This window comes from Lacrimispora sp. YZC11, assembly GCF_057543815.1.
Genome location: NZ_BAAJYQ010000020.1, coordinates 469,026 through 484,619 on the forward strand (window position 1 = coordinate 469,026; position 15,594 = coordinate 484,619).

General features: G+C 46.8%; 15 protein-coding genes. All 15 read left to right on the forward strand.

Annotated features, from left to right (window positions below; translation table 11 throughout):
• Window positions 1-18 precede the first annotated feature (18 nt).
• The 15 genes from iolD to AC27IJ_RS23755 all read left to right on the forward strand — a co-directional run bounded on the left by iolD (window position 19) and on the right by AC27IJ_RS23755 (window position 15,574).
• The gene (iolD, locus tag AC27IJ_RS23685) at window positions 19-1,950 is read left to right on the forward strand and encodes a 3D-(3,5/4)-trihydroxycyclohexane-1,2-dione acylhydrolase (decyclizing) (protein ID WP_312441157.1); all 1,932 of its coding nucleotides are present in this window, start codon (window positions 19-21) and stop codon (window positions 1,948-1,950) included.
• A gap of 174 nt (window positions 1,951-2,124) precedes the next feature.
• Window positions 2,125-3,024, forward strand: a complete 900-nt coding sequence (gene iolE, locus AC27IJ_RS23690; protein ID WP_312441158.1) for a myo-inosose-2 dehydratase — start codon at window positions 2,125-2,127, stop codon at window positions 3,022-3,024.
• 30 nt (window positions 3,025-3,054) lie between these two features.
• Window positions 3,055-4,068 carry an inositol 2-dehydrogenase gene (gene iolG / locus AC27IJ_RS23695; RefSeq protein WP_312441159.1) on the forward strand — a complete coding sequence of 338 codons (1,014 nt, stop codon included), beginning with the start codon at window positions 3,055-3,057 and terminating at the stop codon, window positions 4,066-4,068.
• Between the two features lie 140 nt (window positions 4,069-4,208).
• Window positions 4,209-4,985, forward strand: a complete 777-nt coding sequence (locus tag AC27IJ_RS23700) for a 5-deoxy-glucuronate isomerase (protein WP_312441160.1) — start codon at window positions 4,209-4,211, stop codon at window positions 4,983-4,985.
• Between the two features lie 238 nt (window positions 4,986-5,223).
• Window positions 5,224-5,916 carry an MgtC/SapB family protein gene (locus tag AC27IJ_RS23705; protein ID WP_487151031.1) on the forward strand — a complete coding sequence of 231 codons (693 nt, stop codon included), beginning with the start codon at window positions 5,224-5,226 and terminating at the stop codon, window positions 5,914-5,916.
• A gap of 202 nt (window positions 5,917-6,118) precedes the next feature.
• Window positions 6,119-7,747, forward strand: coding sequence for an ABC transporter substrate-binding protein (locus tag AC27IJ_RS23710; RefSeq protein WP_487151033.1), 1,629 nt, complete (start codon window positions 6,119-6,121; stop codon window positions 7,745-7,747).
• 119 nt (window positions 7,748-7,866) lie between these two features.
• On the forward strand, window positions 7,867-8,820 hold the full coding sequence (locus tag AC27IJ_RS23715; RefSeq protein ID WP_312441164.1) for an ABC transporter permease: 954 nt from the start codon (window positions 7,867-7,869) through the stop codon (window positions 8,818-8,820).
• Between the two features lie 6 nt (window positions 8,821-8,826).
• The gene (locus AC27IJ_RS23720; protein ID WP_312441165.1) at window positions 8,827-9,711 is read left to right on the forward strand and encodes an ABC transporter permease; all 885 of its coding nucleotides are present in this window, start codon (window positions 8,827-8,829) and stop codon (window positions 9,709-9,711) included.
• A gap of 16 nt (window positions 9,712-9,727) precedes the next feature.
• Window positions 9,728-10,747, forward strand: a complete 1,020-nt coding sequence (locus AC27IJ_RS23725; protein ID WP_312441166.1) for an ABC transporter ATP-binding protein — start codon at window positions 9,728-9,730, stop codon at window positions 10,745-10,747.
• 1 nt (window position 10,748) lies between these two features.
• Window positions 10,749-11,741 (forward strand): ABC transporter ATP-binding protein, encoded by a 993-nt coding sequence (locus AC27IJ_RS23730; protein WP_487151036.1) that lies wholly within the window; start codon window positions 10,749-10,751, stop codon window positions 11,739-11,741.
• A gap of 146 nt (window positions 11,742-11,887) precedes the next feature.
• Window positions 11,888-12,619 (forward strand): amino acid ABC transporter ATP-binding protein, encoded by a 732-nt coding sequence (locus tag AC27IJ_RS23735; protein ID WP_038284088.1) that lies wholly within the window; start codon window positions 11,888-11,890, stop codon window positions 12,617-12,619.
• Window positions 12,620-12,658: 39 nt separating this feature from the next.
• Window positions 12,659-13,546 (forward strand): transporter substrate-binding domain-containing protein, encoded by an 888-nt coding sequence (locus tag AC27IJ_RS23740; RefSeq protein ID WP_312502640.1) that lies wholly within the window; start codon window positions 12,659-12,661, stop codon window positions 13,544-13,546.
• Between the two features lie 24 nt (window positions 13,547-13,570).
• Entirely contained in the window at window positions 13,571-14,305 is a 735-nt protein-coding gene (locus AC27IJ_RS23745) for an amino acid ABC transporter permease (protein WP_312441169.1), read from the forward strand.
• Window positions 14,299-14,961, forward strand: coding sequence for an amino acid ABC transporter permease (locus AC27IJ_RS23750; RefSeq protein WP_312441170.1), 663 nt, complete (start codon window positions 14,299-14,301; stop codon window positions 14,959-14,961). The genes AC27IJ_RS23745 and AC27IJ_RS23750 overlap by 7 nt, the downstream gene beginning before the upstream one ends.
• Before the next feature lie 16 nt (window positions 14,962-14,977).
• Window positions 14,978-15,574: a cytidylate kinase-like family protein gene (locus AC27IJ_RS23755; protein ID WP_313152128.1), complete on the forward strand. Its 597-nt coding sequence runs from the start codon at window positions 14,978-14,980 to the stop codon at window positions 15,572-15,574.
• Window positions 15,575-15,594: the final 20 nt, after the last annotated feature.

A 15,594-nucleotide genomic window follows, 5' to 3' on the forward strand; every position in this document is an offset into this window, starting at 1 on the left:
TGTAAAGGAGAGCGGAACATGTCAAAAACAATAAGAATGACAACAGCACAGGCACTTGTGAAGTTTCTGGATAACCAGTATGTTTCTGTCGATGGAGTGGAAACAAAGTTCGTTGAAGGTGTTTTTACTATTTTCGGTCATGGAATCGCGGTTGGCTTAGGAGAGGCTCTGGATACGGACCCCGGACAGCTTAAGGTGCTTCAGGGAAGAAATGAGCAGGGGATGTGCCATGCGGCCATTGCATTCTCAAAGCAGAATAACCGGAAGAAAATCATTCCATGTGCCTCATCCGTGGGACCGGGTGCGGCTAATATGGTAACAGCCTGTGCAACCGCAACGGTAAACAACATTCCGCTTCTGGTATTTCCGGCGGATACCTTTGCCTCCAGACAGCCTGATCCGGTATTGCAGCAGCTGGAACAAAGCAGCAGCCTTGCGACCACAACCAATGATGCTTTTAAACCGGTGTGCAAATACTGGGACAGGATCACCAGACCGGAAATGATCATGAGCGCTATGATCAATGCCATGCGCGTGCTGACGGACCCGGCGGAAACCGGAGCGTGCTGCATTGCCCTCTGTCAGGATGTAGAAGGTGAATCCTATGATTTTCCGGATTACTTCTTTAAGAAACGGGTACACCGGATCACCAGGCCTCTTGCAGTAGAAGAAGAACTGGATGAGATCGCAGACATCCTTGCAGAAGCTAAGAAGCCACTTGTAATTGTAGGCGGGGGAGTCCGTTACTCTGACGCGGGAGAAACCGTAGAAAAATTCTGCGAGGAATTTAAAATACCCTTTGGAGAGACTCAGGGAGGGAAGAGCGCCTGTAAATCAAGCCATCCCTATTGCCTTGGCGGAATCGGAGTTACCGGAACATATGCCTCCAATGTGATCGCAAAGGATGCAGATGTGGTGATTGCTATCGGAACCAGGCTGAGCGATTTTACTACAAGCTCAAAGTGGCTGTATCAAAAGGAAGATGTCCGATTTATTACCATCAATAACAGCAGATTTCATGCATACAAGATGGATGCGGTCAAGGCCGTGGGGGATGCAAAGGTGACCGTTTCGGCCCTGGCGGAGAAGCTTAAGGAAAGACAGTATGTGTCTCAATACAAAAACGAGATCGTTGATGTAAAAAGAAAATGGGACGAAGAGATGGTGCGTTTAGGCAGCATTGAATACACTGGAGATGATTTTGAACCCAACATAAAAGCGCGGGATCCCAGGACCATTCCGGAGTTTGTCCGCTTAACCAATGGAAAGATCACCCAGACCGCCGCTCTTGCAGCAATCAGAAGGGTCATTGATGAAGATGCCATCATCATTACGGCAGGAGGCTCCCTCCCAAGCTGTATGCAGCGCATGTGGACCACTGACAAACGGGGCGGATACCATGCGGAGTACGGGTACTCCTGTATGGGGTATGAAGTGGCAGCCACACTGGGCGTTAAATTTGCGGAACCGGAATCTGAAGTTTACTGTGTTGTAGGGGACTCCAGCTTCCAGATGCTCCACAGTGAGATCATGACCATTATGCAGGAAAGACAGAAGGTCAATATTCTGATATTTGATAACTGCGGCTTTGGCTGCATCAATAATCTGGAAATGAACCATGGGATCGGAAGCCTTGCCACGGAATTCCGCTATACGGACGGGAAAAAGCCCTCTGGGGATTTAATGACCGTTGATTATGCCAAAATCGGGGAGGGCTACGGCCTGAAGTCTTATACCTGCAGAACCATCAAAGAACTGGAAGAGGCTCTGGAAGATGCCAAAACACAGGAAAGGGCCTGCCTGTTTGATTTAAAGGTAATTCCCAAAACCATGTCGGATGGATATGAATCCTGGTGGAACGTAGGTATTGCCACAACCTCAGAGAATAACAGCGTGAGAGAAGCGTGGGAAAGAGTCATGGAAGGTAGAAATGAGGCAAGAAAGTATTGATGCCGCTTTATATTCATTCCTATATTCATTGAACTACAATCTGAGGAATCAGACCGATTGTATTGAAGATGAGAGAGATATATAGCAGCATGAAGAATTTAAAATAACAAAGGGGATAACTGCCGAAATACAGGCGGTGTAAAAAATATTATAAGACAGGGAAGGGATGCAAAAATGTTAAACAAGGAGAAAGTAAAATTAGGAATTGCACCGATCGCATGGACCAACGATGATTTGCCGGATCTGGGGAAGGAAAACACCTTTGAACAGTGTGTCAGCGAAATGGCGCTGGCAGGCTTTACAGGCTCCGAGGTGGGCAACAAATATCCAAGAGATGTGGAAGTATTAAAAAAGGCATTGGATCTTCGCGGCGTAGAAATCTGCAATGCATGGTTTTCCACCTTTCTGATCAGCAGGCCTTATGAGGAGACAGAAGAAGGATTTGAAAAGCATGTGGCGTTCCTGGCAGCCATGGGAGCCAGGGTCGTAGGTGTTTCCGAGCAGAGCTACAGCACACAGGGGATTATAGACCAGCCGGTGTTTGAAGGAAAATATGAGATGGATGACAGGGAATGGAACCTGCTGTGTGAGGGCTTAAACCGCCTTGGAAAACTTTCCAAGGAAAAATACGGGGTGGCTTTGACCTTCCATCACCACATGGGAACCGTTGTCCAGAGCGCTGTGGAGGTAGAGCGCATGATGGCGGGCACTGACCCGGAATATGTGAGCCTGCTCTTTGACAGCGGCCATTTTGCATACTGTGGTGAGGACCCTGTTGCCATGGTGGAAAAGTATGTGGGAAGAATCAAGCATGTACATTTAAAAGATATCCGGCAGTCGATCGTAAAAGGGGTAAGAGAGGAAAAAATGAGCTTCCTGGCAGGAGTCCGGGCAGGCGCATTCACCATTCCCGGAGACGGATGCGTGGACTTTGATTCCATTTTTAAGGTATTGGAAGAAGCTTCTTACGAGGGTTACATGGTAGTGGAAGCAGAGCAGGATCCTGCAAAGGCAAATCCTCTGGAATATGCCATCCGTGCAAGAAAGTTCATCGCCGAGAAGACCGGTCTATAAGAGGAAAGAAAGAGAAAGGAGAAGAAAATTATGGTAACTGTAGGAATTATTGGAGCAGGAAGAATCGGAAAAGTACATACAACCAGCATCTGTAACCTGGTAAAGAATGGGAGGATCAAGACCATTGCCGATCCATACATGAATGAGGAAACTGACAAATGGGCAAAAGACATGGGGGTTCCCAATACGACTAAGGATTACAGGGAGATTTTAGCAGACCCGGAGATCGATGCCGTGTTGATCTGCTCATCCACCAATACCCATTCCCCTATTTCCGTTGAGGCAATTCAGGCGGGAAAGCACGTATTTTGTGAAAAACCTATTGATCACGACATTGAGAAGATCAAGGAAGTTATGGAAGCCTTAAAGGGCAGTAAGATAAAATATCAGGTAGGTTTTAACCGCCGCTTTGACCACAACTTTGAGGCCGTGAGGAATGCGGTTGCAGCCGGAAAGATCGGGGAGCCTCACATTATCAAAGTGACCTCAAGAGATCCGGAGCCGCCAAGCGCTGAGTATGCAGCAGTATCCGGAGGAATGTTCTTAGATATGACCATCCACGATTTTGATATGGTCCGTTACTTAGCAGGCTGCGATGCAGAGGAAATCTACGTTCAGTCCGCAGTGCTTGTGGATCCGGCCATCGGGGAAGCTGGGGATGTGGATACCGCAGTCATTACCCTGAAGATGGAGAACGGAGCCATTGCAGTCATTGATAATTCCAGAAAGGCTGCTTACGGCTATGACCAGAGGGCAGAGGTATTCGGCTCCAAGGGGATGGTGGCAACCTCCAATGATACCGAAACCAGTGCAGTATTAAGCACTGCCGAAGGCGTTACAGGAGAAAAGCCCCTTTACTTCTTCTTAGAGCGTTATATGCAGTCCTTTGCAAAGGAAGTGAACTGCTTCATCGAAGCCATTGAGAATGATACCGATACCCCTCTTGGTGTAGAAGATGGATTAAAGCCCGTATTAATGGGCATTGCTGCCAAGAAGTCCGTAGAAGAGCACAGACCTGTAAAGATCTCTGAAATCATGATGTAATGAGCGCAAGAGAGCGAAGATGAGCTTGCTTATCGGCGCGAACGGCGAATGCCGCTCAGGAACCGCAGGTTCATGAGATAATGAGCGCAAGAGAGCGAAGATGAGCTTGCTCATCGGCGCGAACGGCGAAAGGAGCTGCTATGAGCGAATTATTCAGTTATCCGGAATTTGATCCCAAAGGAATAAAACTCCTCACCAAAGCAGGAGATGGGGAAAATGATATGTTAATGGACATTGCCGTTTATCAGATGAAGGCGGGGGAGGAACGTTCCTTCTCCAGTCGGTCGGATGAGATGGCAGTCCTTCTCCTTACCGGAGAAATCTCATTTTCCTGGGAAGAAAAGAAGGAGTGGGGAAAACGGAGCAGTCTGATAGAGGAAGGACCCTACTGCCTTCACGTTTCAAAGGGCGTTTTGGTCAGTGTATCGGCAAAAGAGGACAGTCAGGTCCTGGTTCAGCGCACCCAAAATGACAGAGCATTTGACAGCGTTTTCTATAAGCCCGAGGACTGCACCAATGATATTTTTGGGGAAGGGCTTTTAGAAAACAAGATGAAGCGGACAGTCCGCACCATCTTTGACTACAAAAATGCTCCCTATTCCAATATGGTAAATGGAGAAGTCATCACTCACCAGGGAGGGTGGTCCAGCTACACGCCACATGAGCATCCCCAGCCTGAGGTTTATTATTACCGCTTTGAGAGGCCGGAGGGCTTTGGTGCCTGCTTTATTGGGGAGGAAGTCTTTAAGATCAAGGATGGAAGCTGTGCTGCCATTACTGGCGGCAGGACTCACCCCCAGGTGACCGCGCCTGGATTTCCTATGTACTATTGCTGGATGATCCGGCACCTTCCGGGCAATCCGTGGACAACACGGGTGGATGATCCCAGATACAACTGGATCAAGGAATTAAAATAAATTAATCCTGGTCCCTCTTACCAAAGGCCAGAAAAAGATGGAAAGCCTCCAGGCTTCTGTCTTTTTCTGGCTTTTGCCAGTTAACAGCTCTTCTCCGGAAGACACAGGGATAGACAGGATCAGGGCCGTGCAGGACAAACAGAAGATCTATAAACACCTATTTGCAAACATGATATACTCTGCCAGCATATTTTATAAGATATTGATGGATAATTAATATCAGAAAAGAGGAGTAATCATGAGCCAGGTTTGGCAAGTACTGGTAAACCTTGTGGAGAGGTATGACCTTATCTACCAGACGGGTTTGTTTTTTCGAATTGTTGTTGCGGGGTTTTTAGGGTATCTGATCGGATATGAGAGAACGAATCGTTATAAGGGGGCGGGGATGCGAACCCATGCCATCGTGGCCATGGGAGCCGCTCTGATGATGGTGGTTTCCAAATATGGTTTCCGGGATGTCCCCAATTTTGATGCTTCCAGAATCGCTTCCCAGATCGTATCAGGGATCGGTTTTCTTGGAGCGGGGGTTATTTTTGTTAAGAATCATTCAGTCAGCGGTTTAACCACTGCGGCAGGCATCTGGGCAACTGCGGGAGTAGGGATGGCAATCGGCGCGGGCGACTACTTTATGGGGTGCGGAGCAGGACTTTTTCTCATTTTTACCCAGGTCATTCTTCATGATGTTCCTTTTCTATCCAGGGAGCCATACCGAGGCGTCTTAAAAATAACGACAAACCAATACGACATCGTTATTATGGAGCTGTTTCATAATTTAAATGAGGAGAAGATTAAGGTTTTAAACATTAAGGTAGGAAAAACAAAGGATGCGGTCAAGGTGGAGCTGGATCTCCTTTATCCGGCCGGATATGAGAAAAACGACTTAATCGTCAAGTTGTCAAATGATAAAAGAATCGATTCCATCAGCGGATAAAGCAGCAGGGATGATTTTCCAGTATAGAAGTTTTTAGCTGTTTTTCAAATTGAATCACCATAAAGCCTATAGAAAAAGTAGGAAATAAACTTAAAACAGTTGCAAAAACACCGGAAATGTGTTTATAATGAATCTGGCTTTTCTTAGGGATAACCGGAGACAGCATCTGTTATGATTGACGGAAAACTGAAAGGAGAAATGTATGAAAAAAATTTTTATGAAGAGTGCGGCATTCCTGCTGGCATCTGTCATAGTGCTGGGCGGACTTACCGCCTGCGGAGGAAAGGATCCGGCCGCAGAAGATACCACGGCTGCTAACGCCAGTTCAGCAGGTGGATCAGATGAAGGAGCCGGAACAACGGCTGCAGGAGAGGAAAGCACATTTACCTATGCAATTGCAGGCGATCCGGGGGCTAATGTGAATGTTATCACCACAAGCGACCGTTTCGGCCTTATGACCATTAAGATGATTTATTCCCCATTGTATATGTACAATGCGGATGGGATTAATTATTTCCTGGCAAAGAGCATAGACACCTCTGATGACAAACTTACCTATACCATGCACCTTCGGGATGATGTAAAATGGTCGGATGGAGAGAAATTCACTGCCGATGACGTTGTCTTTACTTTTGAAGCCATGGCAGACGAGAAAAACGCAGGCTGGGCATATTCTCAGCTGGTGTTCCCTGAAGGTGCAGTTAAGATCGAAAAGATCGACGACTATACCGTTACCCTTACCATGCCTTTTGTCAACTCCGCCGCGGTGGAGATGTTTTCCCAGATATTCATCATGCCAAAGCATATCTATGAAAATGTGGAGAATTTTGAAAACAATGACGTTAACACCAAGCCTGTAGGCACCGGACCATACGTAATGGCGGAATACTCCCCAGGTTCCTATGTAAAATTCACAAAGAACGAGAGTTACTTCCTGGGCGCCCCTTCCGTTGACAATTTCGTATTCAGGATCATTGAAAATGAAAATACGGCCATGACAGTGATTCAGAGCGGAGAAGTAAACGCATGGATAGGAACCCCTGCACAGGTGACGCAGATGAATCTGGAAGCGGCCAATTTAACGGTTTATCCATATCAGGAAGGCCGTGTGGGATATATGATGATCAATGCCAACCGCGTAAAGGATGAAAACCTCAGGAAAGCGATCCTCTATGCTATGGACAAAAAAGCCATTGCAGATGCGGCCCTTCTGGATCCCCAGTATTATGACCTGCCATGGAGCTTTATGCCTCCTAACAGCAAGTTTTTTACGGAGGATGTGGAAAAATATGAACAGAACCTGGATAAATCCAAAGAGTTTCTTGTTGCTTCCGGTGTGACAAATCCGGAATTAACACTTGCCTATAACGCTTCTGACAGCCTCCAGTCCACCTCTGCCATCATGATACAGGAGCAGCTTCAGAAGGCAGGAATTAAGGTGAACTTAACGGGCGTGGATTCCACTGCTCTCAGCCAGCAGATGAAGCAGGCTGACAATTCCTATGATATGTACTTTGGCGGCTATATCATGGGCATAGACCCGGATACGTTTTCAAGCTTATTTGAATCAGGTGCAGCATACAATTATATGCATTATGACTATCCTGAGATGAATGAACTTTTTGCACAGGGCCGGAAGGAAACAGATGAGGCAAAGCGTAAGGAAATCTATTCAACCATACAGCAGAAGCTGCAGGATACCGCTTGCTTCTATCCCCTGTATTCCAACAAACGCCTTCTTGTAGTATCCAAAAACGTAACAGGAATTGAAGAAGCAAAGCTGGTTCCAGTTTATACCTTTGAAGATACTTCCAAATTACAGATGAAGTAATGCAGACAGTGTGAAAGCTGCAGAAATGGCGGGTTGTGGATCAGCTGTGAAAAGGGAAGGGTGTTCTGCTGCTAGAATCCTGCAGCAGACACCTCTTTCTATATATAAGGAGAAACTATATGGCGAAATATATATTAAGACGAATATTGACAGCCATACCCATGGTCCTTTTAATCACAATTCTATGTTTTGCTTTGATGCATTTTGCACCTTATAATGCCATTGATGCTATGACAACACCGAAGATGTCACCGGAAACAATTGAATTGATTAAGGCAAAATATGGGTACGACAAACCTCTGTTCATCCAGTATTTGCGCTGGCTGAACGGAATATTGAACGGGAATTTCGGATATTCCATCGTAACCAAGCAAAGCATTGCAGGAGATCTTTCTGTCAGGATTCCAAACACCATAAAACTGGTTCTGCCGGCCTATGCAACCGCTTATATTATGGCAATCATCCTTGGGCTTTTAGCAGGTTCCCATAAGAATAAGGCAGCAGATAAAGTGATTGACGGAATATCTTCCATAGCGATCGCCGTTCCTTCCTTCTGGTTTTCCATGCTTTTGATTTTTGTTCTGGGTTATAAGCTTAAGCTTCTTCCCATCGTGGGGATGCATTCCGTAGGAAAGGAATCTTCCATGGTGGATTTTCTAAGGCATTTTATCATGCCTTTTATCACCCTTACCTTTACATTTTTACCGGCCAATGTAAAATTTGTCCGTTCCTCTACGGTCACCCAGTTTTCTGAGGACTATGTGCTCGTCCAGCGGGCCTTTGGGGCTTCCAGAGGGGAAATCATGTATAAGCATGTCTGTAAAAACGTGCTGCTTCCCATTATTACAAGGCTTGGCATGGCTCTTCAGCTGTTGGTAACAGGGGCCATCATTACGGAAACCGTATTTGGCTGGCCTGGAGTCGGACCTTATTTTATCAAGGCAATCCAGGGCATGGATTATCCCATTGTCATGATTGTTCTGGTACTGTCCTCCGCCCTTGTGATTTTTGGAAACCTTCTGTCGGATATCCTCTACTGCATTACGGATCCGCGTATCAGGGAAATGGGGTGACAAAAGATGAAAAGAAACAAAGAGAACACAAAAAAGAACAGATCCGTCAGAGTGGACAGCGTACTGCTGTCATTAAAGCATGATAAGGCGGCTATCATATCCCTGATTCTTTTGGGAGTGATCATTTTATTTGCACTCATTGCACCGCTGCTTCCTGTGGAGCCAAATGCCACTGATATTGCAAACCGCCTTCAGTCCCCGTCTGCCGGACACTGGTTTGGGACCGATGAAGTTGGAAGGGATTATTTTGCCAGAGTTATCTACGGGGGCCGTGTTTCCCTGCTGGTTGGATTCCTAGCTATGCTCACGAGCCTTACCATCGGGGTAGCGGTGGGCACTATTTCCGGCTTTTGCGGCGGCATGGTGGATATGGTTCTTATGCGAATCGTAGATGTCCTGTATTCAATTCCATGGATGATTCTGGTTACCGTTGTCAGCATCTTTTTAAAGCCAGGGTTAAAATCCATCATTCTGGTCATCGGCTTTTTTACCTGGATGGAAATTGCCAGGCTGGTGCGGGCTGAGACACTTTCCCTTAAGGAAAGGGAATTCATCCTTTATGCCGAGTTTTCCGGCGTGGGCATCTGGAAGATCATTACCAGCCATATCATACCTTCCGTATTTCCCACGATCATTGTGTCAGCTACCACCAGCATTGCCAATGCAATTATGACAGAGTCTTCCTTAAGTTTCCTGGGAGTGGGCATCCAGCAGCCCATGTCTTCCTGGGGAAGCCTTTTGCAAAACGCCCAGGGAACCATGCAGAACACCTTTTACATGGCACTGATTCCAGGGCTTCTGATCATAATCACAATATTTGCCTTTAATAAGCTGGGAAACCTGCTCCGGGTTTTCGTGGAACCGAAAATTATGAACGACGAAAAAGAGTAAAGCGAGGAAACAGGAATTGGAAGAGACTAAGAAAAACGATGATAAGATCCTGTCCGTTGAAAATGTGCATACAACCTTTCGTACCCACGGGAAATCGGTAAAGGCAGTGCGCGGCGTAAGCTTACATGCAGGCCGCAAGGAAATCCTGGCCGTTGTGGGAGAATCGGGCAGCGGGAAAAGTGTTCTGATGAAATCCATTCTAGGCCTGATGCCGGAGAACGCAGAAGTCACTGCGGACCAGATGATGTTCATGGATAAAGACATGCTTCACATGGCACCGGAACAGCTAAGAAAGATGCGGGGAAAAGAGATCGCCATGGTATTCCAGGATCCCATGACGGCATTAAATCCTGTGAGGACCATAGGTTTTCATCTGACAGAAGTACTTAAACGCCACAGAGGTATGGATAAGCGGGCCGCCCATAAGGAAGCGGTCGCGGTTTTGGAACAGGTGGGCATCTCATCTCCGGAAAAGAGGTTAAACCAGTATCCTTATGAATTTTCCGGTGGTATGAGACAGAGGGTGTTAATTGCCATGGCCCTTTGCTGCCGTCCGAAGCTTCTGATTGCAGATGAGCCGACGACGGCTCTCGATGTGACCATTCAGGCCCAGATCCTTGAGCTTTTGAAGAAACTTCAGGATGAGACGGGAATGAGTATCATACTCATCACTCACGATCTGGGAGTGGTGGCAAGCTTAAGCCGCCGGATATTGGTTATGTACGGCGGGCTCCTGATGGAAGAGGGGCTGACCGAAGAAATCTTTTATGCACCAAAGCATCCCTATACCAGAGCCCTTCTCCAAGCGATTCCCAAACCCCAGACAGGGGACCGGAAGCGGCTGGAACCTATCCCCGGAATGGCTCCGTCCCTGGTGGATCCTCCGGATGGCTGCCCGTTTGCAGAGCGGTGTAAATTTGCCTGTGAGCAATGCGTGAAAGAAATTCCTAAGTACAGGGTATATTCGGACACCCAGAGAGCCATGTGCATCTTTTCGGCAGAGGAACTGGATGCAAGGGAAAGGAAGGTGGAGTGATATGGATATCAGGAACCAGGAAATCCTGCTGGAAGCCAGGGAAGTATGTAAATATTTTCCTGCCAAGGATTTTTTCGGCCGCAAGAAGGCAGAGGTAAAGGCAGTGGACGGTGTGAATATTACCATCCGAAAAGGGGAAACCTTTGGACTGGTAGGAGAATCCGGCTGCGGGAAATCTACCTTAGGACGGACCTTAATCCGTATGTATGATCCCACCAGCGGGTCCATCCTGTTTAAGGGACAGGATATCACCAGGGTAAAGGGCAGTAAATTACTTCCTATCCACCGGCAGATGCAGATCATTTTCCAGGATCCCTATTCAGCCCTGGATCCCCATCACAATGTGCGGGAAATCATTGGGGAGTCCATGGCAGCGGTATCTGGCATAGCGGCAAGCGAGGTAGACGGCAGAATCGAAGAGATGCTTAAAAAGGTTGGAATGAAGCCTGATGACATGTATAAGTATGCCTATGAGTTTTCGGGAGGCCAGCGCCAGAGGATCGGAATTGCCAGGGCATTGGCGGTGGAGCCGGAATTTTTGCTCTGCGACGAGCCTATTTCTGCTTTGGATGTTTCCATACAGGCCCAGGTAGTGAATATGCTGGAGGATTTACAGGGGGAAATGGGGCTTACTTACTTATTTGTGGCCCATGACTTATCCATGGTGCGCCATATATCCACAAGGATCGGCGTTATGTATCTGGGCAGGCTGGTGGAAATCGCAGACAGTGATGAACTGTATGAAAATCCCCTTCATCCATATACTAAGGCACTGCTTTCCGCCATCCCGGTGGCCGACCCGCAGCTTTCCGCAAAGTCAAAGCGCCTGATGCTTCATGGAGAGCTTCCCAGCCCCATGCATGTGCCCTCAGGCTGCCATTTTCATACGAGATGCATGTATGCCAGGGAAGAATGCAGCGGTAAGGTTCCGGAGATGAGAGAGGTTTCTCCCGGGCATTTTGTGGCTTGCTCCTGCCTGCCATTTGTTGGATGAAAAGAAAATAATCCTTGACTTTTCAAATAAATCTTTTTATAATAACAACAATTAAAAAAGACTAAGCAAAGACGCTTAAGATATTCAAACTCTAAGGCGTCTTTTTGCATATTTTTAGAAAAAGCTTACAGAGAGGGGATGGAATTATGCCAGATATGGTGAAAGTTGAAAACTTAAAAAAGAACTTCGGAGATTTAGAGGTTTTAAAGGATATAAGCCTGACGGTAAAGGAGGGCGAAAAGCTGGTCATTATCGGACCCTCCGGCTCAGGAAAGTCCACCTTTATCCGCTGTATCAATTACCTGGAAGAACCCACCAGCGGAAAGATAACCGTGGCAGGCACGGAAGTGACAAAAAAGAACCATTTGGAAATGGCTAAAAAATATTCATCCATGGTCTTTCAGCAATTCAATTTATATCCCCATCTCACTGTCTTAGAAAATCTGACTCTTGCACCCATTAAGCTGCAGCATGTTCCCAAGGAAGAGGCAAAGAAAAATGCCATCAAATGCCTGGAACGGGTCGGCTTAAAGGAAAAAGCGGGAAATTATCCGGTCCAGCTCTCCGGCGGACAGCAGCAGAGAGTGGCCATAGCCAGGGCTTTATGCACCAAACAGCCCTTAATACTCTTTGATGAGCCTACTTCTGCACTGGATCCTGAGATGGTTCAGGAGGTTTTAAATGTTATGGTGGAGCTGGCTCATGAGAATATCACCATGATCTGTGTGACTCATGAAATGGGATTTGCACGCCAGGTGGCAGACCGTGTGATCTTTATGGATGGGGGCTATATCCTGGAAGAAGGAACACCGGAACACTTTTTTGAATGTCCGGAGCATGAGCGGACCAAAGCGTTTTTAAGCAAGATCCTTCATTAGGACGTTGTTTAAATAATAATAATGAGGAGGGAACCAATTATGATGAAAAAAATGTTATCACTGGCCCTGGCTTTTACAGCTATGGCATCCTTAACCGCATGCGGAGCAAAGGCTCCGGAGGCTACCACCGCAGAGACTACTGCAAAGGAAGGAACAACGGCGGCTGGTTCAGAGGCAGCAGGCGGAAAAGTGACTGCAGACGTACAGAAGATTATTGACCGCGGAGCTTTAAAGGTTGGCTGTAAGGCAGATATTCCAAAGTTCAGCTTACAGAATACGGCAACCGGAGAATATGAAGGCTTTGAGGATGATCTGGCTTATGAGATCGCCGGCTCCATCTTCGGATGCACCGCGGATGAAGCAAAAGAAAAGAAGCTGGTAGAATTCCAGGGTGTAACCGCTAAGACAAGAGGACCTCTCCTGGAGAACGGAGAAATCGACCTTGTTATCGCTACCTTTACCATTACACCGGAAAGAAAAGAGACTTATAACTTCTCTACCCCATATTATACCGATGCAGTAGGACTTCTGGTTAATAAGAACTCCGGAATCGAATCCATCGAAAATCTGGATGGCAAGATCATCGGCGTTGCCCAGTCCTCCACGACGAAGGACGGCTTTAAGAAATATGTTGACGAAAAAGGATTCAAGGTAAATCCTCAGTTCCAGGAATTTGACGGTTACCCTGCACTGGCTCAGGCGCTGGCGACCAAGCAGATCGACTGCTTCTCCGTAGACCGTGCCATCCTGGCAGGCTATTTAAATGACGGCAACCAGATCTTAGAGGACCGGTTCGCAGAACAGGACTATGGTGTGGCAGCAGCAAAGGAGAACGCAGGGCTTGCGGCACTTGTTGATGAAAAAGTGACTTCCATGATTTCTGATGGTTCCCTTACGACCCTTCAGGACAAATGGGGCTTGCAGTAAAACCTTATGTAAAGGATAGATGATATGATAAAAGGTCTTTTTGATGCAAAACGCTGGAATGCCCTGTTTCAGGCATTTCCTGAATATTATATACCGGGCTTTCTTATGACGCTAAAAATATCACTGGTGGGGCTGGCCGTTGCGCTGGCCCTTGGAGTGATATTTGGTATGTTTTCCACGGCTAGATTTAAGCTATTAAAGATAATTTCACGAATTTATGTGGAATTCATACAGAACACGCCTTTGGCTTTGCAGGTATTGTGCTATTATTCCGTACTGCCCATGGTATTTTCCAGCTCAGGCTTCCGGATCCCTAAGTTCGTACTGGGAGTGATCGGAGTAGGTGTTTATCACGGCGCCTATATATCAGAGGTCATCAGGACCGGAATCGAAGCCATACCAAAAGGCCAGTCCGAGGCAGCTTCGTCTCAGGGCTTTTCCTTTCTGGAAACCATGTATCATATCATTCTGCCTCAGACCATAAAGATTATCATGCCGCCTCTTGCGAATCAGGCGCTTAATCTGGTGAAGAATACTTCCATTCTGGCTATGGTGGCTGGTATGGATCTTATGTACTTTACGGATTCCTGGGGAGCTGACCGGGGATACTTTGCCCAGGCGTATTTTACAAGCGCACTGATGTACTTTATCATCTGTTTCCCATTGGCAAGGCTGGCCCGTTATCTGGAAATCAGATCCATGCGGCTTCCTATAGCAAAAACGCTTGACATTAAGGCAGATGAGGAGGCAGCATGTTAGAATTATTTCAGCAGATATTTACTCAGGCCAACGTGATCTTCATGCTGAAGGGATTGAGAATGACTGTCATGATTGCCGTTCTTGCCACCCTTATCAGCACATTTTTCGGGACGGTCCTTGCTCTTATCAGAACCTATTCATCAGGAAAATGGAAATGGGCAGGAGGGCTTGTGGCTGCCTATACAGAATTTTTCCGCTGTACACCCAATCTTTTGTGGATACTCTGGATCTATTTCACCGTGAAGGGGAATAAGGTAGGAGTATCAGTATTCGCGATTTCCCTTTTCACCTCAGCGGTCATGGCTGAAATTTTCCGCGGGGGCTTAAACTCCATTCCAAAGGGGCAGTTTGAAGGTGCCCAGTCCCAGGGATTCAGCTTTGTGGAGACTCTTTTATTTATCGTGCTTCCCCAGATGTATAAAAAGGTGATTCCAGCCCTGTTAAGCCAGGTAATCACCATCATCAAGGATACTTCCTTCTTAAAAATGGTGGATGTGGCGGAGTTTATGAGAAACTGCTCCGTTGTCCTTGGAAGCATTTACGATACCAGGGGTATGCTGCTTTTATTCGGATTTGAAGCCCTCTGCTATTTTACCATCTGCTTTGCTCTTAGCTGCGTGGTGAGGGGATATCAGAAAACCATTGTGACCGGTTAGGGAGGAACATCTTGTTATGGAAAAGTTTACAATCACCATTACCCGTGAATTCGGAAGCCTGGGGCGTTCTATCGCCAAGGAGCTGTCCAGAGAGCTGGGAGTGGAATTCTATGACCGCGATATTGTGGAGGAGGTAGCAAAACAGCTTAACCTTCCTGTCTCCACGGTCAGCGAAGAGGAAGAAAAATCAAAGCAGAGCTTTCTGCCCCGTATGTTTCCGTTGGGGACGGACGAGACTTATATCCAGGATATTATTTTTGATGTTCAAAAAGGCATCATTCTGGACCTGGCTAAAAAGACCAGCTGCATCCTGGTAGGAAGATGCTCGGATTACCTGTTGGAAAAGGAAAAGAACAACATCAATATTTTCGTTTATGCACCTTATGAAAAAAGGCTGGAAAACTGTGTGAATACTCTTGGCATGACAGAGAGTGAGGCAAAACGAATGATCGCGTCTGTTGACAGGGCCAGAAATGCCTATCATAAGAAATACGCCGGTTATCTGCCCGGCGATCCGGAACATAAGAACCTGATGATCGATTCTTCCCTTCTTGGAGTTACGGGAACCGCAAAGCTGATTGCAGAGATTGTGCGTCAGTTATATGGAGAATAATCAAATTGGGAAGCTTTTCA